The organism is Pseudomonas fluorescens, from assembly GCF_001307155.1.
GTDB classification, from domain to species: Bacteria; Pseudomonadota; Gammaproteobacteria; order Pseudomonadales; family Pseudomonadaceae; genus Aquipseudomonas; species Aquipseudomonas helvetica.
Map to the genome: position 1 here is coordinate 676,577 of NZ_CP012830.1, position 22,044 is coordinate 698,620.

General features: G+C 58.6%; 21 protein-coding genes and 1 pseudogene. 10 read left to right on the forward strand and 12 right to left on the reverse strand.

What is annotated here, in order from left to right; all coding sequences use genetic code 11:
- The first annotated feature begins 128 nt into the window (after positions 1 to 128).
- Together AO353_RS03170 and AO353_RS03175 are read left to right on the forward strand one after the other, a co-directional pair.
- The gene (locus AO353_RS03170; protein ID WP_054593645.1) at positions 129 to 1,745 is read left to right on the forward strand and encodes an inorganic phosphate transporter; all 1,617 of its coding nucleotides are present in this window, start codon (positions 129 to 131) and stop codon (positions 1,743 to 1,745) included.
- Between the two features lie 55 nt (positions 1,746 to 1,800).
- Positions 1,801 to 2,301 (forward strand): TylF/MycF/NovP-related O-methyltransferase, encoded by a 501-nt coding sequence (locus tag AO353_RS03175; RefSeq protein ID WP_371917620.1) that lies wholly within the window; start codon positions 1,801 to 1,803, stop codon positions 2,299 to 2,301.
- Between the two features lie 37 nt (positions 2,302 to 2,338).
- On the opposite strand, the gene AO353_RS03180 is transcribed toward AO353_RS03175, so the two are convergent.
- On the reverse strand, positions 2,339 to 3,235 hold the full coding sequence (locus AO353_RS03180) for a LysR family transcriptional regulator (RefSeq protein WP_054593646.1): 897 nt from the start codon (positions 3,233 to 3,235) through the stop codon (positions 2,339 to 2,341).
- 122 nt (positions 3,236 to 3,357) lie between these two features.
- Between AO353_RS03180 and AO353_RS03185 the strand changes: the two genes are divergently transcribed.
- The gene (locus tag AO353_RS03185; RefSeq protein ID WP_054593647.1) at positions 3,358 to 4,116 is read left to right on the forward strand and encodes an SDR family NAD(P)-dependent oxidoreductase; all 759 of its coding nucleotides are present in this window, start codon (positions 3,358 to 3,360) and stop codon (positions 4,114 to 4,116) included.
- Between the two features lie 46 nt (positions 4,117 to 4,162).
- On the opposite strand, the gene AO353_RS03190 is transcribed toward AO353_RS03185, so the two are convergent.
- Entirely contained in the window at positions 4,163 to 4,600 is a 438-nt protein-coding gene (locus AO353_RS03190; RefSeq protein WP_054593648.1) for a multidrug/biocide efflux PACE transporter, read from the reverse strand.
- Positions 4,601 to 4,689: 89 nt separating this feature from the next.
- Between AO353_RS03190 and AO353_RS03195 the strand changes: the two genes are divergently transcribed.
- On the forward strand, positions 4,690 to 5,544 hold the full coding sequence (locus AO353_RS03195) for a LysR family transcriptional regulator (RefSeq protein WP_054593649.1): 855 nt from the start codon (positions 4,690 to 4,692) through the stop codon (positions 5,542 to 5,544).
- A 117-nt stretch (positions 5,545 to 5,661) separates the two neighbouring features.
- On the opposite strand, the gene AO353_RS03200 is transcribed toward AO353_RS03195, so the two are convergent.
- Together AO353_RS03200 and AO353_RS03205 are read right to left on the reverse strand one after the other, a co-directional pair.
- Positions 5,662 to 6,897: an RNA polymerase sigma factor gene (locus AO353_RS03200; protein WP_054593650.1), complete on the reverse strand. Its 1,236-nt coding sequence runs from the start codon at positions 6,895 to 6,897 to the stop codon at positions 5,662 to 5,664.
- Positions 6,898 to 6,916: 19 nt separating this feature from the next.
- Entirely contained in the window at positions 6,917 to 7,264 is a 348-nt protein-coding gene (locus tag AO353_RS03205; protein WP_054593651.1) for a YciI family protein, read from the reverse strand.
- Between the two features lie 233 nt (positions 7,265 to 7,497).
- On the opposite strand from AO353_RS03205, the gene AO353_RS03210 reads away from it, so the two are divergent.
- Both AO353_RS03210 and AO353_RS03215 read left to right on the forward strand, forming a co-directional pair.
- Positions 7,498 to 7,983: a GNAT family N-acetyltransferase gene (locus AO353_RS03210; protein ID WP_054593652.1), complete on the forward strand. Its 486-nt coding sequence runs from the start codon at positions 7,498 to 7,500 to the stop codon at positions 7,981 to 7,983.
- 33 nt (positions 7,984 to 8,016) lie between these two features.
- Positions 8,017 to 8,622 (forward strand): pyridoxamine 5'-phosphate oxidase family protein, encoded by a 606-nt coding sequence (locus tag AO353_RS03215; protein WP_054593653.1) that lies wholly within the window; start codon positions 8,017 to 8,019, stop codon positions 8,620 to 8,622.
- 155 nt (positions 8,623 to 8,777) lie between these two features.
- Here the strand turns inward: AO353_RS03215 and AO353_RS03220 are convergent, their stop codons facing one another.
- From AO353_RS03220 to AO353_RS03230, 3 genes are all read right to left on the reverse strand, one after another.
- Positions 8,778 to 9,275 carry a GNAT family N-acetyltransferase gene (locus AO353_RS03220; protein WP_054593654.1) on the reverse strand — a complete coding sequence of 166 codons (498 nt, stop codon included), beginning with the start codon at positions 9,273 to 9,275 and terminating at the stop codon, positions 8,778 to 8,780.
- 324 nt (positions 9,276 to 9,599) lie between these two features.
- Positions 9,600 to 10,088 (reverse strand): GyrI-like domain-containing protein, encoded by a 489-nt coding sequence (locus tag AO353_RS03225; protein ID WP_054593655.1) that lies wholly within the window; start codon positions 10,086 to 10,088, stop codon positions 9,600 to 9,602.
- A 66-nt stretch (positions 10,089 to 10,154) separates the two neighbouring features.
- On the reverse strand, positions 10,155 to 10,817 hold the full coding sequence (locus AO353_RS03230) for a LysE family translocator (RefSeq protein WP_054593656.1): 663 nt from the start codon (positions 10,815 to 10,817) through the stop codon (positions 10,155 to 10,157).
- A 229-nt stretch (positions 10,818 to 11,046) separates the two neighbouring features.
- Here AO353_RS03230 and alaC point away from each other — a divergent pair, with 229 nt between their 5' ends.
- A complete protein-coding gene (alaC, locus tag AO353_RS03235; protein ID WP_054593657.1) occupies positions 11,047 to 12,252 on the forward strand; it encodes an alanine transaminase in 1,206 nt (401 codons plus the stop codon).
- A gap of 92 nt (positions 12,253 to 12,344) precedes the next feature.
- Here alaC and AO353_RS03240 read toward each other — a convergent pair whose 3' ends face one another.
- From AO353_RS03240 to AO353_RS03250, 3 genes are all read right to left on the reverse strand, one after another.
- Complete coding sequence (locus tag AO353_RS03240; protein WP_054593658.1) at positions 12,345 to 14,048, reverse strand: glycosyl hydrolase family 18 protein; 1,704 nt, start codon at positions 14,046 to 14,048, stop codon at positions 12,345 to 12,347.
- Between the two features lie 223 nt (positions 14,049 to 14,271).
- Complete coding sequence (locus AO353_RS03245; RefSeq protein WP_054593659.1) at positions 14,272 to 15,624, reverse strand: GntP family permease; 1,353 nt, start codon at positions 15,622 to 15,624, stop codon at positions 14,272 to 14,274.
- Positions 15,625 to 15,706: 82 nt separating this feature from the next.
- The gene (locus tag AO353_RS03250) at positions 15,707 to 16,240 is read right to left on the reverse strand and encodes a gluconokinase (RefSeq protein ID WP_054593660.1); all 534 of its coding nucleotides are present in this window, start codon (positions 16,238 to 16,240) and stop codon (positions 15,707 to 15,709) included.
- Positions 16,241 to 16,455: 215 nt separating this feature from the next.
- Here AO353_RS03250 and AO353_RS03255 point away from each other — a divergent pair, with 215 nt between their 5' ends.
- The 3 genes from AO353_RS03255 to AO353_RS03265 all read left to right on the forward strand — a co-directional run bounded on the left by AO353_RS03255 (position 16,456) and on the right by AO353_RS03265 (position 20,618).
- Entirely contained in the window at positions 16,456 to 17,487 is a 1,032-nt protein-coding gene (locus AO353_RS03255; protein ID WP_054593661.1) for a LacI family DNA-binding transcriptional regulator, read from the forward strand.
- 306 nt (positions 17,488 to 17,793) lie between these two features.
- Positions 17,794 to 18,537 carry an NAD-dependent epimerase/dehydratase family protein gene (locus tag AO353_RS03260; RefSeq protein ID WP_054593662.1) on the forward strand — a complete coding sequence of 248 codons (744 nt, stop codon included), beginning with the start codon at positions 17,794 to 17,796 and terminating at the stop codon, positions 18,535 to 18,537.
- 170 nt (positions 18,538 to 18,707) lie between these two features.
- Positions 18,708 to 20,618 carry an IucA/IucC family protein gene (locus AO353_RS03265; RefSeq protein WP_054593663.1) on the forward strand — a complete coding sequence of 637 codons (1,911 nt, stop codon included), beginning with the start codon at positions 18,708 to 18,710 and terminating at the stop codon, positions 20,616 to 20,618.
- Positions 20,619 to 20,695: 77 nt separating this feature from the next.
- Here AO353_RS03265 and AO353_RS32015 read toward each other — a convergent pair whose 3' ends face one another.
- Together AO353_RS32015 and AO353_RS32020 are read right to left on the reverse strand one after the other, a co-directional pair.
- A complete protein-coding gene (locus AO353_RS32015; protein ID WP_371917621.1) occupies positions 20,696 to 21,235 on the reverse strand; it encodes a methyl-accepting chemotaxis protein in 540 nt (179 codons plus the stop codon).
- Between the two features lie 9 nt (positions 21,236 to 21,244).
- A pseudogene (locus AO353_RS32020) lies at positions 21,245 to 22,015 on the reverse strand (PAS domain-containing protein); the annotation flags it as partial.
- Positions 22,016 to 22,044 lie beyond the last annotated feature (29 nt).

Here is a 22,044-nt window from a genome sequence, read left to right on the forward strand (position 1 = left end):
CTACAAGTACGGGGGGCCGCGGATCGGCGCAACGGCTAAAAACCCAAACACTGATCCAAAGCAGTCTCGCTGTAACATTCGGCAACGATCATGACCGGCACTCCTCCCTGACACAGGATTGTCCGGCCATGGCTACGCCGTCCTTGACCGCCGCCTCCAACGCCCCCGCCAGCAGTGCCGGCCCGCAACTCGATAAAAAACCCGGCGTACTTACCGCCGTGGTGTTTTTCGCGGTGCTGGCCATGGGGCTGCTGTTCACCGCCTACAGCCTGATGCACGACATGCATGACCTCGGCACCACGGTGACCACCTGGACGCCGTTTCTGCTACTGGGTGTGGCGCTGTTGATTGCCTTGGGTTTTGAGTTCGTCAACGGCTTCCACGACACCGCCAACGCCGTGGCAACGGTGATTTACACCCATTCGCTACCGCCGCATTTCGCGGTGGTCTGGTCGGGGATCTTCAACTTTCTCGGGGTGCTGCTGTCCAGCGGCGCCGTAGCCTTCGGCATCATCGCCTTGCTGCCGGTGGAGCTGATTCTGCAAGTCGGTTCAACCGCCGGTTTCTCGATGATCTTCGCCCTGCTGATCGCGGCAATCCTGTGGAACCTCGGCACGTGGTGGCTGGGCTTGCCGGCCTCGTCATCCCACACCTTGATCGGCTCGATCATCGGCGTCGGCGTCGCCAATGCGCTGATGCACGGACGCGACGGCACCAGCGGTGTCGACTGGGCGCAAGCCACCAAGGTCGGTTACGCGTTGCTGCTGTCACCACTGATCGGCTTCGCATTTGCCGCGCTGTTGCTGCTGGCGTTGCGCATCTTCGTCAAACATCGCGCGCTGTACAAAGCCCCCAAAGGCAACACTCCACCACCGTGGTGGATTCGCGGGATGTTGATCCTGACCTGCACCGGCGTGTCCTTCGCCCACGGCTCCAACGATGGCCAAAAAGGCATGGGCCTGATCATGCTGATTCTGGTCGGCACCCTGCCGATGGCCTATGCGCTGAACCGCACCATGCCGGCCGACCAGGCGTTGCAATTCGCCGCCGTCGCCGAAGTGACCCAGCAAGCGTTGGTCAGAAGTGCTCCGTTACCGGCCCCGGCCGACCCGCGCCCCGTGCTGTCCGAATACGTGCGCAGCAAGGAAGCGACACCGCAACTGATCCCTGCCCTCGCCGCCCTGGCGGGCAACATCGGCAACGAAGTGAAAGGTTATGGCTCGCTCGCCAAAGTCCCGGCGCAAGCCATGGGCAACGTGCGTAACGACATGTACCTGACCAGCGAAACCATTCGCCTGATGGACAAGAACAAGGTCGGCGACTTCGATGCCGACACCACAGGCAAACTGCAATTGTTCAAACAGCAGATCGACAACGCCACGCGCTTCATTCCGCTCTGGGTGAAAATCGCCGTGGCGATTGCCCTGGGTCTGGGCACCATGGTCGGCTGGAAACGCATTGTGGTCACGGTCGGTGAAAAGATCGGCAAGACCCACATGACCTACGCCCAGGGCGCCTCGGCAGAAACCGTGGCGATGCTGACCATTGGCGCGGCGGACATGTTCGGCCTGCCGGTATCGACCACTCACGTGCTGTCCAGCGGCGTGGCCGGGACCATGGTGGCCAACGGCGGCGGCTTGCAGATGAAGACCATCCGCAACCTGCTGATGGCCTGGGTGCTGACCTTGCCGGCGGCGATTCTGCTGTCCGGTAGTCTGTACTGGTTGTTCACCCAACTGTTCTGAACCCGACAACACGTAAAAAACTCCCGAACCGGGCAATCGGTTCGGGAGTTTTTTTATAAGAGCCATTAGCGGCACGCTCACTCGACAGGCATTTCTCAACCGTTCGATCGTTAGCTTCGACACCTTCGAAGGCTTCCAGAGCATCAACAAGGACGAAGACCCGGCCGACGTCAACGAGACCATGCTCTCCGACACCGACCAGTCGCTGATCCAGGACATGATCGACGCCAACGACCTGCTGCGTCCGGTCAACCGCATCCCGCGTTGCGAACTGGTCAAGGGCGATATCTGCAAGACCGCGCCGGAGTGGGTCAAGCCCCGTCCGGACCTGGTCGTGGCGATGCTGATCCTCGACACCGACCTGTATGAGTCGACCAAAGTCGCGCTGGAAACCTTCCTGCCGTACATGCCAAAAGGCGCCATCGTGGTATTGGATGAAGTTGCCTACCGCAACTTACCGGGCGAAACCAAAGCCCTGCGCGAAGTGTTCGACCTGAACAAGATCGAACTCAAGCGCCTGCCGTTCGACTCCTGCGTGGATTACTTCCACATCTGACGCATGACCTCGTAGGAGCAAGCTCGGCTCCTACAAGTCAGTGGGTTGCCTGGATCACCTGCCCCAGCCAGTCCATGAATGCCCGCACGCGTAATGGCAAATGCCGTTGCCGGGCATAGAGCAGCGAAACCCCCATCGACGGTGCGTTGAACTGCGGCAAGACCGCCACCAGTTCACCGCTGAGCAGGTACGACTGCATCCCCATCAGCGGCGCCTGGATCAACCCGAAACCACCCAGACACGCAGACTCGTAAGCGTCGGTATTATTGACCGTCACACTGCCGCTCATCGGCATTCGATGCAGCGTGCCCTCCTCCTCGTACACAAAACCCTCCGAGCGCGCCCCCAGTACGCCGACGTAATGAACCAGCCGATGCTGCGCCAGGTCTTCGAGCCGCTGCGGCACACCATAGCGCTGCAGATAGGCAGGGCTGGCGCAGTTGACCATGGCAAAGTCGCACAGGTGACGAGCGACCACCGTTTGATCCGGTTGCGCGCCGACCCGCAGCACGCAATCAAACCCTTCGCCGAGCAAATCGACCCGGCGGTCGGTGCTGCTGATTTCCAGTTCCAGATGAGGGTGCCGAGCCATGAACTCCGGCAGGCGCGGCATCACCACCCGACGGGCCAGAATGTTCGGCATATCGATGCGAATCCGCCCGGTCAGCGAGGCTTCGTCCTGGCGAAACAGCCCTTCGATTTCATCCATGTGCGACAGCAAATCCTTGCTCCGCTCGTACAAGACCAGCCCGTCCTGAGTTGCCTGAACCTTGCGCGTGGTGCGTTGCAGCAGGCGTGTACCAAGCAGGGCTTCCAGGGCCTGGACGTGTTCGGAAACAGTAGAACGGGGCAAGCCGAGGCTTTCGCCCGCGAGGGTGAAACTCGACATCTCGCTGACCCGGACGAAGGTGCGCAACAGTTCCAGCTTGTTCATGGGGGGGCACTCTTTATTGTTCGGTTATTCCGACCAGTGATTCCGATTAAAGCCTGTTTATCACCACAAGGCGGATAAATAAACTTTCTCCCATCATCACTCACTGCTCTGGAGAACGTCCCATGAACCGCAAAATCGCATTGATCACCGGCGCCAGCCGTGGCCTCGGCAAAAGCACCGCCCTGCACCTGGTGACTCAGGGCATCGACATTATCGGCACCTACAACAGCCGCGCCGATGAAGCCCAGGCGCTGGTCACACAGATCGAAAGCCTTGGAGGTCGTGCCGCCATGCTGCAACTCGACGTCGGCCGGAGTGAAGGTTTCGGCGCGTTCGCCGCAGAGGTCGGGAAGGTCCTGAAAAACCACTTCGATCGCCAGCACTTCGACTTTCTGATCAACAACGCCGGGGTCGGCGTGCACGCGAACTTTGCCGACACCACCGTCGAGCAATTCGATCTGCTGATGAACATTCACCTGAAGGGGCCGTTTTTCCTGACCCAGAACCTGCTGCCACTGCTGAATGACGGTGGCCGGATCATCAATATTTCCAGCGGTCTGACCCGCTTCAGCCTGCCGGGATACGGGGCTTATGCAGCAATGAAAGGGGCGATGGAAGTGCTGACGCGCTACCAGGCCAAGGAGCTTGGCGCGCGCAACATTGCGGTGAATATCCTGGCACCGGGCGCCATCGAAACCGACTTCGGCGGCGGTGCGGTGCGCGATAACGCGGACATCAATCAACTGGTGGCCAGCAATACGGCGCTGGGTCGCACCGGCCAACCTGACGACATTGGCGCCGCCATTGCGCTGCTGCTGACACCGGGCAGTCAGTGGATCAATGGGCAGCGGGTCGAAGCGTCGGGCGGGATGTTTTTGTAATCAGGATCAAAAGATCGTCCGAGCGCGGCTCGGACGATCCTGGCTTTTATCCCTCGCAAGACTCGCGCATTACCAGTCGCTCACGCACCACGTCATACGCCCAGTGGTAGAGGTAGGTGTACGGCAGGAAAAACAGCAACACGCCGATGTCCAGAATCAACGCCTGCAACAGGCTGACGTTCAGCCACCAGGCAATCAGCGGCACGCTGACCGCCACCAGCCCCCCTTCGAACAGCAAAGCGTGCACGACTCGGGTAGCGGCGCTGTGGGTAAGCGCCAGATGCTTGAGCAGACGGTCGAACAAACCGTTGAACAACACGTTCCAGGCCAAGGCGATCAGACCGATGGCAATGGTCACGGCGCCCATCTCGAGCATCGGCTTGTCCATCAGCCACGCCAGCAATGGTGTACACAGCATGACCGCCAGCAGCTCGAAGCCAATGGCCTGAAAAACACGTTCGGTAAAGGATTTGTTGGTGCTCATCATCAAGCTCCCTGGGTGAATGTGGTTGCCATCATCTACCACCACACCGATACTTCATAACTAGTAACCATCGATCAAGGCGATAGTTCATGGCCTCACATGAAGTGCTGCTGGCGTTTGTCCAGGCAGCGACCCAAGGCTCGTTTTCTGCGGCGGCGCGAAAACTCGGCAAGAGCCAGTCGACCATCAGCGCGGCGGTTGCCAGCCTGGAAATCGACCTGAACGTGACACTCTTCGATCGCAGCAGCCGCAAGCCCAGACTGACCTCGGCCGGGCATGTCATGCTGCAACGCGCCGAAGACATTCTGGCCGCCACCAGCCGCCTGGAAATGACCGCCGCGCAACTGTCCCAAGGCGTTGAGGCGAAGCTGACGGTGGCGATTTCCGACACCTACCAGTCCGATCGTTTTGAAGCCGCGTTGAGTGACTTCGAGCAGCGCTACCCGGACCTGGAACTCGAATGCCTGATAGCCGAGTGCGACGATTTGATCGCCCTGGTGCAACGCGGGCGCGCGCATATCGCCTTCGCCGAAATGCAGTCCGACTACCCGGCCGACCTGAACAGTGCGACGGTCGACGAGCGCACGGAAATTGCCTTGTTCGTGTCGACCGAACATCCGCTGGCGGCGCTGCAAAAAGTCGATAAGGAAACGTTGCAGCAGCACCGTGAATTGCGCCTGGCAACCATCATCAATCCCTACGAAACCCGTGCCCAAGGCCGAGTCTGGTCGGCGCCCAGTTACCTGATGCTGCTGGAAATGGCCCAAGGCGGTTTTGGTTGGGCGCCCTTGCCGCGCTGGTTGGTCGAGCGCTTTGGCGCGGGCTCGTTGCAGGAACTCAAGGTCCGCGGCTGGCCGAAACCGGTGGCGGTTGATGCCCTTTGGTCACGCCTGCATCCGCCAGGGCCGGCAGGGAGCTGGTTGTTGGCGAAGATGCTGGAGTGAAACAGGGCGCATCTCGCATCTCGCATCCGTATCCGTATCCGTAGCAGCTGCCGATGCGGGATACGAATACGGATGCGGGATCGGATACAGATACGGATGAGGTATGCGGTGCGGCCATCATTTGAGCTCACTCAACCGCCGCTCGATAAACCGTCGCTCCGGCGCTTGCCGAGTCAATTCAAGGGCGCGCAAATAAGCCGCCCTTGCCTCTTCAACACGTCCCAGTTGCCGACAGAACTCGGCGCGCGCCGAATGGGCCAGGTGATAGTCAAGCAGCTCGCCTCGCTGCAGAATCCCTTCGACCAGCGTCAACCCCGCCAGCGGCCCATCGCGCCGGGACAGCGCCGCCGCGCGATTGAGTTCAATCACCGGCGAAGGCTGCACTCGCAGCAACACGTCATACAGCCCGACAATCTGCGGCCAGTCGGTTTGCTCGGCCGTTGCGGCTTCGGCATGCACCGCCGAGATCGCGGCTTGCAGGCAATAAGGTCCAAAGCCACGCGTGCTCAACGCGCGCTCGATCAAGGCACAGCCTTCGGCAATCATCTGGGTATTCCACAGCGAACGATCCTGCTCATCAAGCACGATCAACTCACCCGACGCCGAGGTTCTGGCCGGGCGTCGCGATTCATTGAGCAGCATCAGCGCCAACAGCCCCATCACTTCTGCTTCCGGCAACAGCTCCATCAGCAAGCGGCCAAGCCGGATTGCTTCGCGAGTCAGGTCTTCACGGGTCAGCTCACTGCCGACCGACGTCGAATACCCTTCGTTGAATACCAGGTAAATCACCCGCAATACGCTGTCGAGGCGATCGGGCAATTCGGCCATGGAAGGCACTTGATAGGGAATTTTCGCGTCTCGGATTTTGCTTTTGGCACGCACGATGCGCTGGGCAATGGTGGACGGTGCAACGAGAAACGCCCGGGCGATTTCCTCAGTGGTCAGGTCGCAGACTTCGCGCAGCGTCAACGGCACCTGCGCATCCGCCGCGAGGGCCGGGTGGCAGCAGGTGAAGATCAGCCGCAAGCGATCGTCTTCCACATCCTCAGCACTCCAGTCGGTCTCTTCGAGCTCTTCCAGCTGTGCCACCAACGCTGCTTGGGAGGCGGCAAATCGTGCCCGGCGACGCAAACCGTCAATGGCCTTGAAACGCCCGGTCGACACCAGCCAGGCGCGTGGATTATCGGGCACGCCATCGCGCTGCCAGCGTTCGACTGCGACAAAGAAGGCTTCATGCAAAGCCTCTTCGGCAAGATCGAAATCCCCCAGCAAGCGAATCAACGTGGCAAGGATGCGCCGCGATTCGTTGCGATAAACCGCCTCGACCAGCGCCTTGACCGACTCGCCCGGCATCAGTTTGCCATGCCTGTAATCACCCTAGGTTCAACTCACGGACGGGGCGCACTTCAACGCTGCCGACCCGGGCGGCAGGGATATTACCGGCGACCTGAATGGCCTCGTTCAGGTCCTTCGCATCGATCAGGTAGAAACCGGCCAGTTGCTCCTTGGTTTCGGCGAACGGGCCATCGGTGATCGACAGCTTGCCGCCGCGCATACGCACCGTGGTGGCGGTCTGAACGGATTCCAGCGCCTCGGCGGCGAGCATCCGGCCGCTGCCCTGAACCGACTCGGCGTAGGCTATGCACTCGGCGTCGTGGGGGCTGTCGGGCGAGCTGTGCAGGAGCTGTTCGTCGCTGTAGACCAGGCATAGGTATTTCATAAGACTCTCCGTCATCAGGCTGATCAACTATGGCTGCAGATTGAGCATTTGGCGAAAATCCCGACGATCAGGGTGGCCGCTTGAACAGCGTCTGAACATCAGTGGGCTTTTGTGTGAGGACACCCCTAGTCGTCTGGCAACACACCAAATCGACCGCTCAAATAAAATAAATGTCGAAGAGACAAACTGGCTAAAATCCGCAGTTCACCTTTGTCGGACCACGGACACCGCCAGTGACGACCCAACTCGTTCCCTACGAACAGCTGACACCCGCTCAATGCCAGCAACTGGAAGCCATTGAGATCCCTGACCGGCAGAAGCAATTCTCCGGCGATATCGACATGGCCCTGCACACCTTGTTGTCAGCACCGCGTGACGGCATCAAGGGCTTTGCCCTGCTCGTCGATGAGATTCCGGTAGCGTTCCTGCTGCTCAAGCGTCCACCGTTCCTGCCGCACTGGGCCCATGAAGACACCGCGACCCTGCACGCGCTACAGGTCGATCACCGCCACCAGGGCAAGGGTTATGGCAGCGCACTCCTGCAGGCCCTGCCACTCGCTGCGCGCCAGGCCTGGCCAGAAATCAAGGGGCTGGAGCTGTCGGTGGATGCACACAACGAATCGGCGCTCGGGCTCTACCTCAAGCAAGGCTGGGTCGACAGCGGCAACGCCTACAAAGGCCGGATCGGCTATGAGCGGCGCATGGCCCTGGCGTTCTGAACACCCGATAACCTTTCATGGATGAAGTGCACAATGCTGACCACTATCGAACAACTTGAAGCGATTTACGGCCGCCCTCACGACCGCGCCGTGCGCAAGGAAATCCCCTTTCTCAACCTCGATTACCAGGCGATGGTGCGCGCCTCGCCACTGGTCATCCTGAGCTCGGTCGGCCCCGATGGCATGGACGGTTCACCGCGTGGCGATACACCGGGTTTTGTGCGGATCATCGATGAACGAACCCTGGCGATTCCCGACCGTCCGGGTAATAACCGCATCGACACCTTGCGCAATATCGTCCTCGATTCGCGGATCTCGTTGCTGTTCATCATTCCGGGGATTGGCGAGACATTGCGGGTCAATGGACGCGCACGGATCAGCGCCGAGCCTGCTCTGCTGGAAAGCTTTGCGGTGAACGGCAAAGCGGCGCGCACAGTGATTCTGGTGGAGGTCGAAGCCGCCTATTTCCACTGTTCCAAAGCTATCGTCCGCTCGGATTTGTGGAACCCGGAAAAGTACCTGGAGCGCTCGGCCCTGCCCACCGCAGGCGCCTTTCACAAGCGCCTGAATGACGGCCAGTTCGATGCCGAGGCGTATGATCGAGAAGCCCCTGTCAGGCTGCACGACAGCCTTTATTAAGAATCGCCATCTCCAACGTCGAGGCACAAAACCTGTAGGAGCCTGGCTTGCCAGCGATGGCGTCCGAGAGACCGCCATCGCCGGCAAGCCGTGCTCCTACAGGGGATATGAGGCGTTGGCAGAACGGGCGCTCGGCGCAAAATCTGTAGTGGACGTTACAGATCCAGCGCCATTTCATGCCAGGCCATGCCGCCGTGGTCGGATGCGGATACGTTGAGGTAGGCGAAACCAAACCCGGCATACAGCGGTATGTGCCGTTCCTTGCACATCAGGTTAATGCGGATTTTGCCCAAATCACGCATGCGGACAATGAACTCGCTCATCAAGCGCTTCGCCAATCCCAGTCCTTGAAAGTCCGGGTGTACCACCACCGACATGATCACCACCTGCGGGCCATCCGGGTCATGGCCGATCATCTCCTTGAAGGCCTCATCCGCCATTTCTACCTGATACGCCGCCCCCGAATTGATAAACCCGGCGACGACACCGTCGACCTCGGCCACGATAAAACCTTGCGGCCAGGTGGCGATGCGCGTGGCTATTTTCTCGCGCGTGGCCGCTTCATCACCTTCATACGCTTCGATTTCGATGGCGAAACAGCGATCCAGATCAGCCGGCGTGACCTGGCGAATGACAGTCGTGGTTGAGTTCATGGCGTGGTCCGGTCAGCGAAAAAGAGGGAGCGAATCATAAATTAATAAGGTCTGCATATCGATCATCGGCACGCCCGTAAAGCCTTCGTATAGCGGCTTTCTTTCGCGCAAGGTTCGGGCTATTGCTTGTCCCTGTCTTTCGCCATGAAGAGGGAAACTCACCATGACTAGCGTTCAGGTCGGTCTTCTTATGCTGTTCACTATCAGTGCTTTTGGCTTTATCACGCTGGCGATCGATGTGTTGCGAGCGCGGCGAATCAGCAAAGATAAATAGTGCAGATGCCGAGTGGCGGCGGCGCTTGAGTGCGCCGCCTCTCAACCCGTTCAGGCCGTTTTGAGCGGGACCCAGATTTCCAGCACACCGGTATTGAGCTTCGGGTTGAAGTCGTCACTGTAACGCTCGAACTCCGGGGCATCGGCGGCCTCGTAACCCGACGTTGGCAACCAGGTTTTCCAGATGTACTGAAAGGTTTGCGGCAGGGTGTCCAGCGCACCTTCGTGCTTGAACACCGCATAGTGCTGAGGCTGTATTTCGATCCAGCGGTAGAGTTCTGGCAGGTCATCGAGCTTGCTGATTTCGACACCGGCGATGTACTCAAATCCACCTTTACCGTCCGGGTTGCAGCAGACGCCGTAGGTTACCTCCCCAATCTGCCCAGGAACGTTACCGATGTGCGGTACGAATTTCTCCCAGAGCTTGGGAATGCCTTCGGTGGTGTCCGCGCTAAACCGCCCACCAAGTCCTGCGATCAGCAGAAAATGCCCCGCTTCGAAGCGCGGCTCAGCGACTGCGCCCTTTTTTGGATCATCCATGAATCAACTCCTGCAACTGAAGGTGGGTTCGGCTGCAAGTATAGAAGCCAAACCGGATTCCCCCAGTCAAAGGCCCGGAAGTTCTGCAACAGCCGCCGGAAGGATAAACTCCTGATAGCCAGAAACGATCACGTAGACCGCGAAATAACAGAAGATCGCAGCAGATGCGAGGTAAGAGTAGCGCAGCAGCTTGTCACCCAAGAGTTTGCCGCCCTGGGTCGCCGCCAGGCACAGGGCAACGCACCACAGCAGCCCGGCGCAAAAGAACCCTGCCAGAAACAGCGCGGCATTGCTCAGGCTACCGCCCCCGGAACGGGCAATCAGCGTACCGCCGACGGCAGCGAACCAGAGAATCGCGCTAGGTGACGACATTGCCAGAAAAATCCCACGGAAAAACTCCCGCCGATGGGAACCGGCACTGACCTCACCGGCCTCTGCCAATATGGCGCTGTGATAAATCGCCGAGTGAATCATCTTCGCCGCGAAGTACAGCAGCAATGCCGAACCACCGACCCACAGCACCCAGCGCACTGCCGAGTACTGCAACAGCACCGTCATGCCGGCCAGCGCCAGCACCGCGTATACCAGGTCGCCGACACAGGTGCCGAGCCCCAACGCAAAACCCTGAAAATACCCGCGCTGCATGGCCAGTGTGATCATCGCAATGTTGGCCACGCCGATGTCCAGGCACAAAGAAAGGCTCAGTAAAAAGCCGCTGGAAAACTCCATTTTTCATCTCGTTTAAAAGTGGTAGTTGAGTAAAAGCCAACTTCTGCAAAAAGCGTGCGCGCACTGATTGAGAGCGAAAACTTGCGCATGCGATCAACCGTGTAGTGAAAAATAGTTGGACCTCGCCACTAGACAATTGGCCACCAGCGCCCTTATCTTCCGCCACAGGCCACCGCAGTGGCCAGCGTCGCTCGGACGGTTCCGGGCGCTTACGTTACTCGAGGCAACAATGGCCGAACAAGGTTCGCCGCGCCGCTTTGCGCGCATAGATCGACTCCCCCCTTACGTATTCAATATCACTGCCGAGCTGAAGATGGCCGCCCGTCGTCGTGGCGAAGACATCATCGACTTGAGCATGGGCAACCCTGACGGCCCGACTCCACCGCACATCGTCGAAAAACTGGTGACCGTTGCCCAGCGCGAAGACACCCACGGCTACTCCACCTCCAAGGGTATTCCGCGTCTGCGCCGGGCGATTTCCAATTGGTACAAGGATCGCTACCAAGTTGATATCGACCCGGAAAGCGAAGCCATTGTCACCATCGGCTCGAAGGAAGGCCTCGCGCACTTGATGCTCGCCACCCTCGACCAGGGCGACACGGTGTTGGTGCCGAACCCGAGCTACCCGATCCACATCTACGGCGCAGTGATTGCCGGCGCACAAGTGCGCTCGGTGCCGCTGATCCCCGGCGTGGACTTTTTCGCCGAGCTGGAACGGGCCATTCGCGGCTCGATTCCGAAGCCGAAGATGATGATTCTCGGCTTCCCGTCCAACCCGACCGCGCAGTGCGTCGAACTGGATTTCTTCGAGCGGGTGATCGCCCTCGCCAAGCAGTACGACGTGCTGGTGGTGCATGACCTGGCCTACGCCGACATTGTCTACGACGGCTGGAAAGCCCCGTCGATCATGCAGGTGCCGGGCGCCAAGGACATCGCGGTGGAGTTTTTCACCCTGTCCAAGAGCTACAACATGGCCGGCTGGCGGATCGGTTTCATGGTCGGCAACCCGGAACTGGTCAACGCCCTGGCGCGGATCAAGAGCTACCACGACTACGGCACTTTCACCCCGCTGCAAGTGGCCGCCATCGCCGCGTTGGAAGGTGATCAACAGTGCGTCAAAGACATCGCCGAACAATACCGGCAACGTCGTAACGTGCTGGTCAAAGGCCTGCATGAATTGGGCTGGATGGTCGAAAACCCGAAAGCCTCGATGTACGTCTGGGCCAAGATCCCTGAAGCCTACGCGCACCTGGGTTCGCTGGAGTTCGCCAAGAAACTGCTGGCCGAAGCCAAGGTCTGTGTCTCGCCGGGCGTGGGCTTTGGTGAATACGGCGATGATCATGTGCGTTTCGCACTGATCGAAAACCAGGACCGGATTCGTCAGGCGGTTCGCGGGATTCGCGGGATGTTCCGGGCGGATGCAGCGGCGGGTTGATCCCTGCGTTTAAGCCAGTAGAACGAAGAATGCCCCTGTGAGTATATTGCGCTCACAGGGGCATTTTCGTATCTGGAAGTTGATCGCTAGCGTTATGGCTGTAACGTAGTCGCGCCTTTGTAGTAGAAAGGTGCCATGTCGATAACTTGAGTTTTCACCGTACGACCCACCCCTTCACAAGCAGCATTGTTCAACATGCCGTTGTCATGGTCCCCCATCCAGCTGAACAGACCTCCCAGATTCCATTTAGCCACGTACTCGCCTTTGGCCTTGACGGTACGGGGTGTATCCAGGGACATGAACACTTGGGTCGTTCGGTTGTAGAGAAAGTCTGCATCTGCCTTTTCGTCGGTGTACAGAGTAAAGCCATTCATCGGCTGCTTCGTTTCCAGATCCAGATAATGCTTCATCGCGCCCGGCCATTCGGTAATGCCCGGTTCAAAACAGCCTGGCGTCGAGTTAGGGACATCCTCGGTTCCCGGGCGTTGGGTGTATGTTCCCAGCAGCGGTGACACGCTCGTCAGCACCGCTTGCTGAGCATTTCGACTGTATCCAGCGTAGCCGATAAAAATTATTTTCGACGGCACGCCCAACCCCAGCAGGTACTGCACCGCTGAGTGCACGGAGTTCTCGGTAATATCAGCGGGATCGCCGCGATACAGGTTGCAATGGTGCTGGATTTTAGGTGCCCAGGGCGTGCCGAAGAAGTCATAACACATGAGGTTGATGCCTCCAAGACCCGCTTGGATCAGCAACGGAATATTGGATTTGGCTAACTTGACCGGGTCGGCAATTGCCGCGATGCTGATTTTTACACTGCCTTTCCCGATGGCAGTCAGTTTGGTTTTAAGCGCCTGAATAAACACCGCAAAGTAAGCCGGATCGTCATCATCGAAGTCATTAGCTTTCCATTCATCCCCCACTTGCGGCTCATTCCCGGATACCGATGGGTACTCCCAGTCGATATCGATTTCGTTGAACATCGGCCATAGCGTAAAGATCGCGACAAGGGAGTCGATGCAACGTGCAGTTTTTTCGGGGTCACGCGCAATGTGATAAAAGGCATGACTCATTGACCAACCGCCAAGGCTCAAGGAAAGCTTCAGGTCTGGATTAGCCGTTTGAAGTTTAAGCAGCGCACCCAATACGCCTTGCGCTTTGGCGGGATCATAGAGGTCTGCATAGTCGTTACTTTTCCACCCGTTGAATCCGCAATTGATATAGGCGGCAACATCGTTCCAGGGATCGATAAACATCGCGAGCGCAAGAGCGATAAGCTCTGCAGCATCCAGCTCTTCTCGCGTCGGATTTTCCGGATCTAGCGCAGGAGAGAGGCCCCAATTGATCACGGCCTTATTGATCACATCTCGATTGACCCCTTTGTCCCCCACAATCGCAGCAAACCCAACAACGATTTTATCGAAGGTTCCGGTCTTGCCTAGAAGCCGCATGATGTCGGTTCCACGCCCTCCCTTTGCAAGTGCTGGCGTTGGCTCAGGAGCAGGTTTAATGCCATAACGTGGATCGCCGATACCCCAGTCGCTGTAATAGCAAAAACACCTGTAGTCATTGTCTTCATACTGATTGAAGACATTCTTGGCCATCCGACCGGGGGTATAGGACAGCTGATCATCTCGTGTGGCGGGATCAAAGTTATTGAGCGCATAGGTTAGTTCCGCAGCCCCTCCCCCCCACACTTCACCGTTAACCAGGGTGCCGGGGTCCGTATCATAAACAAGTTGGCTCACCCTGACTTTTCGGTTTGCCTGCGATGCACCTGGTTGTTTGGTGGTCATGATGTTTTCTCCCCCACACGTGTAAATGAGTCAAAAGTTCATGAGCAACTTTTACGCGCGGCACAACACAGCGCCTACCTGTCAAAGTTGACAGTGCCGACGAGTGGTATTCAGGGATTGAGGATCGCAAAGAAGAAAGCCGCGACAAGGATTGAATATCCTCTCGCGGCTCAGATGACTCTGTAAGTCCGGCACCTGCACAACGTGCAGGCACCGCAATAAATCAAACCACCAGCGACAACAACAAAATAAAGCCCAGTGCAACGACGGACAGGATGGTTTCCATCGCGGTCCAGGTCTTGAAGGTTTCGGCCACGGTCATGTTGAAGTACTGCTTGACCAGCCAAAAACCGGCGTCGTTGACGTGCGACAGGATCAACGATCCTGCGCCGGTGGCCAGCACCAGCAACTCGCGGTTCACGCCCGGAATCATCCCCACCACCGGCACCACAATGCCTGCACCGGTAATGGTCGCCACGGTCGCGGAACCGGTCGCCACGCGGATCACCGCCGCGACCAGCCAGGCCAGCAGGATCGGCGAAATCTGCGCGCTCACCGCCATGTGGCCGATCACATCGCCCACACCACTGGTCACCAGCATCTGCTTGAAGCCACCGCCGGCACCGATGATCAGAATGATCGCCGCGGTCGGCGCCAGGCTGGCGTCGAGCAGTTTGAGGATCTGTTTGGAACCGATGCCCTGACGATGCCCGAAGGTGTACAGCGACAGCAGCAGCGCCAGCAGCAACGCCGAGATCGGGTGACCAATCATGTCCATCCAGGTGCGGAAGAAATGCCCGTCCGGCAGTGCGATGTCGGCAAAGGTTTTCAGCAGCATCAGGAACACCGGCAACAGCACGGTGATCAGCGTGATGCTGAAGCTCGGCAAGGTGCTGGAGTGCGGCTCGCGAGCCAGTTGATCCACCAGTTCCTGGTTAGGATGGCCGGGGATGTACTTGGCGATGAACGTGCCGTAGATCGGACCGGCAATGATCGCGGTCGGCAGGGCAACGATCAGACCGTAGAGAATGGTTTTACCGATGTCCGCACCGAACACCCCGATGGCCAGCAATGGCCCCGGATGCGGCGGAACCAGACCGTGCACGGCGGACAGACCGGCCAGCAACGGGATACCGATCTTGATGATTGAAACGCCGGTGCGCCGGGCAACGATGAACACCAGCGGGATCAGCAGTACAAAGCCGATTTCGAAGAACAACGGGATACCGACCAGGAAGGCCGCAAACATCATGGCCCATTGCACGCGCTCTTTGCCGAACGCGCGAATCAGGGTCTGGGCGATCTGATCCGCCCCACCCGACTCGGCCATCATTTTGCCAAGCATGGTGCCCAACGCAAGGATGATCCCGACAAACCCGAGTACCCCACCAAAACCGTCCTGGAACGCCTTGATGATGGTGCCAATCGGCATGCCCGAGGTCAGCCCGAGAAAAGCCGCAGCGATGATTAATGCAATGAAAGGATGAAGCTTGAACTTGGTGATCAGGACGATTAATCCAATCACGGTGATCACTGCATCAAGCAGCAAAAACGACTCGTGGGACATGCCAAACATGGGGGGTATCTCCTGTTTGTTGTTGTTATTGAAGCGGGTTATTCAGAAGCCGTCAGGACAGCGCTATCTCTTGCAGCAACACTCAGCCGGCGAGTTTCAAACCATGACTGAGCCACCAGGCGTGAGCCTGCCGGGCGAGTTCATCGACGTTGTGCTTCGAGGCATCGAGCGCCAGGGTCAGTGGCTCGCCAACGGGGGATTCAAGGGTCGCGAACTGGCTGGCGATCAAGGTCGACGGCATGAAATGCCCCGGACGATGAGCCACGCGGTCGGCGGCGACTTCAGGGGTCAACTCGAGGAACACAAAACCCAGGCCCGGCAAGGCGCTGCGCAAGCGTTCACGGTAACTGTGTTTGAGCGCCGAGCAGGTCAACACCGGGCGTGCGCCCGAGGCATCGACTCGACGCAACTCCTCGCACAGGCTGTCGAGCCAGCCGGCACGATCGTCGTCGTTGAGGGGAATACCCGCGCTCATCTTTTCGATATTGGCGGCAGGGTGAAAGGTATCGCCTTCAATGCCGGTTGCACCGCTCAGCTGGCACAGGGCCTCGCTAACGCTGGACTTGCCGCAGCCGGCCACGCCCATGATGACCAGGGCGGTGATGGGTTGACTCATGTAACACCTCAGCGCGCAGACAGCGCTACCTTTGCTACGTGAAACTCTAGTGCAAAAGCAGGCATTGCCGACGCCTTCTTGTCATTTTTATGGGTTGCAGCACGTTCTTTCCCAACGCCAAACAACAGGGATCAGGCAATCCCTGCTCAAGCATTTGCAGCCGCATCGAGACAGCGCTACCTTAGTGCCTTGAATTTTGTTTGGCAAGCTGCCCGATGACCTCCACTAAAAACGATAAAAATACTCGCACCACCGGCCGCCCTACCCTCAATGAAGTCGCCCGTCTGGCGGGTGTGAGTCCGATCACCGCGTCCAGGGCCTTGCGCGGCATCAGCACCGTCGCCACCGAGCTGGTGGAAAAGGTCCAGCAGGCCGCGCTCGAACTGAACTACGTGGTCAACCCCGCTGCCCGCGCCCTGGCTTCGGCCCAGAGCCATTCGGTGGTGGTGCTGGTGCCGTCGCTGTCGAACCTGCTGTTCATCGAAACCCTTGAAGCCATCCATCAGGTGCTGCGTCCCAAAGGCTTCGAAGTGCTGATCGGCAACTATCACTATTCCCGTGATGAAGAAGAAAACCTGCTGCGCAACTACATGGCCTATCAGCCAAGAGGGCTGCTGCTGACCGGTTTCGATCGCACCGAAAGTGCCCGCCGGATGATCGAAACCAGCAATATCCCCTGCGTCTACATGATGGACCTGGACCCGGGCGCCGGCCTGAACTGCGTCGGCTTCTCGCAATTGAGTGCCGGCGAAACCGCCGCACAACACTTGATCTCCCGCGGGCGGCGACACCTGGCCTACATTGGCGCACAGCTCGACCAACGCACCTTGCTGCGCGGCGAAGGCTTCCGGCGCGCCTTGCAGCAAGCCGGCCTGTACGACCCGGACCTTGAGTTGCTGACACCGCGTCCCTCTTCGGTGGGCCTTGGTGGCGAATTATTCCTGCAGCTGATGGCCAGCCATCCGCAGGTTGACGCGATTTTCTTCGGCAACGACGACCTGGCCCATGGAGCCCTGCTCGAAGCCATGCGTCACGGGATCAAGATCCCCGAACAAGTCGCCGTCCTCGGCTTCAACGACCTGCCGGCCTCGGCGCACATGGTGCCGCGCCTGAGCAGCATCAGCACCCCGCGTGAAGCCATCGGCCGGCGCGCCGCCGAACACATGCTGACCTTGATGGCCGGCAACTCGGTGGCCAATCCAGTGGTCGATATGGGGTTTGAATTAAAGGTTCGCGAGAGTACCTGAGCCCGACAGCTCTACGTGCAAATGTGAGCGTTGCCCTTGACCCCGCTGCGTCGAGGGCAGCCGGCCAAACGTTGAAACATCATTATCCGGCACACCCGCGATCCACGCTTGATGCCGGCGATCAAAAACTGCCTTGCCGCCCATCCAAAGGAGACGGTCCGGCGCTTGTGATGAATGCAGGGCACGCCAACCTCGATGAAGTGTGGGTAATGACCACCGACCTCACTATCGAGTATTTAAGATCGCCCAATGCAGGGGGGGCTGATAGATTCCAGACGCTCGCCTCCTCCCCAGAAAGAGACAGACATGAACGGACTCAAGGTACTGCTGACCGGCGCCTGCGGCAGAATTGGCAAAACTTTTTTCGAAGCTTCGAAAGACCGCTACACCTTCACCCTCACCGACCGGGTCGAGCCCGGCTTCACGGTCAACGCGCCACATCGGTTTTTCTGCCTCGACCTGAGTGACGCGGCAGCCGTCAGTGCCGCGCTCGAAGGCATCGACGTCATCGTGCACCTGGCCGGCATTCCTCACGCCACGGCATCGTTCGACGAGTTGTTACCCAACAACATCCTGGCCACCACGTATCTGTTTGAGGCCTCGGTGGCGGCCGGTTGCAAGCGGTTGGTGTTCGCCAGCAGTGCGCAAACCATCGAAGGTTACCCGGTGGACCGGCAGATCACACCGGGCATGCCCGTCATGCCGGCCAATCTTTACGGTGTCAGCAAATGTTATGGCGAAGCCCTGTGTGCTTTCTATTCGGCCAAGCGTGGTCTGTCGACTATCGCGCTGCGCATTGGCGCATTCGAGTTCCCGGATCGTCATGAACTGACCAATGCCCGGGACCTGAGTGCATGGCTCAGCCCCCGCGACGCGGTGCAGTTACTCCAGCGCTCGGTGGAGGTTGAAGGTGTGCAGTACCTGATCGGCCACGGGATTTCCAATAATCGCTTCAAGCGTCTGGACCTGAGCGAAACCACGCGGGTGCTTGGCTATGAACCAGTAGATGATGCATTCCAGCTGTTTGACATCCCCATCGCGCCCCTCTGAGTACCTCGCCCGACAATGAGCGAAATGCCTCGCGCAAACCGCTCTCGGACCTTCCCGCCAACAGCATCGGATGCGTCCCACAGATTTGTCGGAAACGCTTGCCATCGATTTTTTTGCGCGTGCCGTAGCCTGTTTGGAGCTGCTTTAACCGCCCCAAGGAGTCTTATGTCATGCACACGGACCCGCAAAAACAGCAAGGGTTACTCTCACGCTGGAGCGAAGCCCTGGCGACCGAGGCGTTCACGTCTCGCCGGATAAGCCTCGGCCATCTGGCCGATACACTCGAGTTCAGCACCCGCGCAAGCTTTCAGCGCTTATTGCAGGCGCTGCTGCGCGAAGGCCTGCTGAATCCAAAAAGCCTGAAAGCCGAAGGCTCGGTGCATTGGCTTACGCTGCTCGATGGTGCCCGGTTGTGTTTCGAAGGGCTTATCCCGGCGCGGATGAACAGTTGGGACCTACAGGGCGACATCACACTGCATCGCTCTGAATGCCCAGCACAAAAACTGCTGTTTCCTTCACAGTTGCTAAACCTGCTCTGCACACAACTTGAGCCTTTACCGTCACCCGAAGTCCTCGTTCGCCTATGCGAGGAGCTCGATGACAGCTTCTGCAACGCCACCTTGTGCCAGGCCTTTCACCACGGCTGGAGCCGGCAACTGCGTGAACAGTTCAAGCTCGCCGATGACGATAATCTGCTGACCTGGCTCAAGAGCAACACCGCCCACCCGAACCCGACATCGGTGCTTGAACAGTGGGGCACGCTGGGTCATCCCTGGCACCCGAACTACAAGACCAAGCTTGGCTTGGGCACCACGGAGGTCATTGCTCTATCACCGGAATTCGAAGCCTGCGTGCCAGTCGTCCTGTGCGCCTTGCACCGGCAATGGGCTCACGTCGAATCGTTGATCGGACCTGAGCATTACCGCGACTGGTGGCAAGGGCATTTCCCGCTCGCGGCCGGACAATTGATCCAGCACCTTCTAACCCAAGGTCTCGACCCGGATGACTATCTGCCCCTCCCCGTCCATCCGTGGCAAGCCGCAGAGGAACTACCGCGCTCGTTTGCTCGCGAAATTGCCGACCGCGTGCTGGTCGTGACCACCATCATTGCGTTCAACGGTCAGCCGACCATGTCGTTTCGCACCCTGGCGCCCACTGCAAACAGCTGCTCACCGATGGTCAAGCTTCCGGTGGCGCTACGACTGACCAGCGTGCAGCGCACCCTTTCGCCACGCTCTGCGCGGATGGGGCCAAGGGTTAGCGGATTGTTGCTGCGAATACTCAAGCAGGAGCCGCAGATTCGAGCCGTGTTGAACATCGTGCCGGAACGTATCGGCGTGCATTACTCGCCGCAACCGGCAGATGATCAACGCTCCCGGCACCTGGCGGTGCTTTACCGGGATAACCCGTCAAGCGTGTTGCAGCCGGGCGAGATGGCCGTTCCCGTTGGCAGCCTGTTCGCCCTGGATGAACACGGACAACCGTTACTGCGCCAGTGGGTCCGGTTGGCCCAAGGAGGCGACGGCAGACCGGAACTGTTGCGTTTTTGCCGTGACTATCTATCGATCGCTGTTCCCGGATTGCTCGGTCTGTACCTGATCTACGGGGTCGCCTTTGAGGCGCACCAGCAGAACAGCTTCATGGTCATGAGTGCCGAGGGACAGTTAAGCCGACTGCTGGTACGTGACTTCGGCGACATTCGGATTCACCGCCAGACTTTGCACCGGCAAGGCCTAGACCTTCAGTTGCATGACCCGCAGATGACGCTGTATGACAATGCGGACTTCGTGCGCGACAAACTCTTGCACACCACCTTCATGTGCCATCTCGGTGAACTGGTTCTGCTCTGCGCCCGGCATTGGAAGATGCCGGAAGATGCACTTTGGAATGAGTTGGCCATTCAGGTCAGCGACTGCTTTGACCACCTGCGCGAACGGGTCGAGCCTCAACGCTGGGCAATCGAGCGTCTGGCTTTGCTGAAACAGGACTGGCCGGCCAAATCGTTCATGCGTATGCGCTTGCTCGACAGTGCGCTCGATATCGTCGGTCGTCTGAACAACCCGCTTCGCGTGCACTCTTAAATAGTCGCTGGAACGACAAAAAGGATTCTCGATCAAGTAATGACACTTGATCGAAATCCTTTTAGTTGCATGACGTTTTAACCAAGTTGCAATGTCGAGTTGAATTGACTGATGGCGTCCACCACATGCCGTGAACCCTGTTGAATTTCCAGGATCACCTCGCCCGCTTCATTGGCCAGCTCCACGCCAAGTCCAGTACGACTCAAACTTGATTGCATGCTCGACACTGCACTCAAGGACAAGTCGTGGTTCTTGCGCACTACTTCCACAATTTCCACGGTTGCGTGGCTGGTTCGTGCCGCCAGGCTACGCACCTCGTCGGCAACCACCGCAAATCCTCGCCCATGTTCGCCGGCCCGCGCAGCCTCGATTGCGGCGTTGAGTGCCAGCAGATTGGTCTGATCGGCGATACCGCGAATGGTCTGAACAATGGTGCCGATGATGTCGGACTGTTTGCTCACCGCATCGATGCTGAGGGCCGCTTCGTTGAGATCCCTGGAGATCTCTTCGATGATCTGCACGGTTTGCTGCACCACCTGCGAACCTTTCTGGGCGCACGCGTCGTTTTGCACCGAGGTTGAATGGGCCGACTCGGCGGCAGTCTGCAACGTGGTCATTTGCCGGGTGATGTCGCTGGCGAACTTGACCACTTTGTACAAGCGGCCCTTGGTGTCGAAGATCGGGTTGTACGAAGCTTCGAGATAGACCATGCGACCGTGTTTGTCGACCCGTTCAAACCGACGCGAATGGAATTCACCTCGGTTGAGCGAAGCCCAGAATGCCTTGTAGGCCGCCGACTCGCTCTCCGAGCGATGACAGAACAGGCTGTGGTGCTGACCCACTACTTCGTTAAGTGAATAGTGCATGGTCTGCAAGAAGTTATCGTTGGCAGTAATCACCCTGCCATCGGGGGAGAATTCGATCACCGCCATGGCACGGCCCAAGGCATTCACTACGCTCTGGTTTTCATGCTCTTTATTGATTCGGGCCGTGATGTCCGAGGCCACCTTGATCACGCTTCGTACGTGCCGGTCAGTCCCGATCACCGGCATATAACTGGCCTCAAGCCAGACTTCCTTGCCACTCTTGTTCATGCGCAAGAAGGTGCCACTGTTTGATTCGCCACGACCCAATTCACGCCAGAAGCGCTGGTAATCTTCGCTTTTGGCGTAATCCTCTTCACAAAAAATCCGGTGATGCTTGCCGCGCAACTCCTCGATGGAATAGCCGACGGCCTTACAAAAGTTTTCGTTGGCCTCGAGGATCACACCGGTGGGGTCAAACTCGATCATTGCCATGCAGCGGCTGATTGCCGCCAACTTGGCATTGGCCTCAGTCAATGCGCAGCTAAATCGCTCTATCTCAAGCAAGTCAGACTTGTGGTGTCGATTGAACATGGTGGTATCACCTTCAGCGCTGTCTTTTG

What these genes read in the sequence shown, in the direction of transcription:
- AO353_RS03170 (WP_054593645.1), top strand. Translation starts at nt 129, where the DNA reads ATGGCTACGCCGTCCTTGACCGCCGCCTCCAACGCCCCCGCCAGCAGT.
- AO353_RS03180 (WP_054593646.1), bottom strand. Translation starts at nt 3,235, where the DNA reads ATGAACAAGCTGGAACTGTTGCGCACCTTCGTCCGGGTCAGCGAGATG.
- AO353_RS03185 (WP_054593647.1), top strand. Translation starts at nt 3,358, where the DNA reads ATGAACCGCAAAATCGCATTGATCACCGGCGCCAGCCGTGGCCTCGGC.
- AO353_RS03190 (WP_054593648.1), bottom strand. Translation starts at nt 4,600, where the DNA reads ATGAGCACCAACAAATCCTTTACCGAACGTGTTTTTCAGGCCATTGGC.
- AO353_RS03195 (WP_054593649.1), top strand. Translation starts at nt 4,690, where the DNA reads ATGGCCTCACATGAAGTGCTGCTGGCGTTTGTCCAGGCAGCGACCCAA.
- AO353_RS03200 (WP_054593650.1), bottom strand. Translation starts at nt 6,897, where the DNA reads ATGCCGGGCGAGTCGGTCAAGGCGCTGGTCGAGGCGGTTTATCGCAAC.
- AO353_RS03205 (WP_054593651.1), bottom strand. Translation starts at nt 7,264, where the DNA reads ATGAAATACCTATGCCTGGTCTACAGCGACGAACAGCTCCTGCACAGC.
- AO353_RS03215 (WP_054593653.1), top strand. Translation starts at nt 8,017, where the DNA reads ATGCTGACCACTATCGAACAACTTGAAGCGATTTACGGCCGCCCTCAC.
- AO353_RS03220 (WP_054593654.1), bottom strand. Translation starts at nt 9,275, where the DNA reads ATGAACTCAACCACGACTGTCATTCGCCAGGTCACGCCGGCTGATCTG.
- AO353_RS03225 (WP_054593655.1), bottom strand. Translation starts at nt 10,088, where the DNA reads ATGGATGATCCAAAAAAGGGCGCAGTCGCTGAGCCGCGCTTCGAAGCG.
- AO353_RS03230 (WP_054593656.1), bottom strand. Translation starts at nt 10,817, where the DNA reads ATGGAGTTTTCCAGCGGCTTTTTACTGAGCCTTTCTTTGTGCCTGGAC.
- alaC (WP_054593657.1), top strand. Translation starts at nt 11,047, where the DNA reads ATGGCCGAACAAGGTTCGCCGCGCCGCTTTGCGCGCATAGATCGACTC.
- AO353_RS03240 (WP_054593658.1), bottom strand. Translation starts at nt 14,048, where the DNA reads ATGACCACCAAACAACCAGGTGCATCGCAGGCAAACCGAAAAGTCAGG.
- AO353_RS03245 (WP_054593659.1), bottom strand. Translation starts at nt 15,624, where the DNA reads ATGTTTGGCATGTCCCACGAGTCGTTTTTGCTGCTTGATGCAGTGATC.
- AO353_RS03250 (WP_054593660.1), bottom strand. Translation starts at nt 16,240, where the DNA reads ATGAGTCAACCCATCACCGCCCTGGTCATCATGGGCGTGGCCGGCTGC.
- AO353_RS03255 (WP_054593661.1), top strand. Translation starts at nt 16,456, where the DNA reads ATGACCTCCACTAAAAACGATAAAAATACTCGCACCACCGGCCGCCCT.
- AO353_RS03260 (WP_054593662.1), top strand. Translation starts at nt 17,794, where the DNA reads ATGAACGGACTCAAGGTACTGCTGACCGGCGCCTGCGGCAGAATTGGC.
- AO353_RS03265 (WP_054593663.1), top strand. Translation starts at nt 18,708, where the DNA reads ATGCACACGGACCCGCAAAAACAGCAAGGGTTACTCTCACGCTGGAGC.
- AO353_RS32015 (WP_371917621.1), bottom strand. Translation starts at nt 21,235, where the DNA reads ATGACCACGTTGCAGACTGCCGCCGAGTCGGCCCATTCAACCTCGGTG.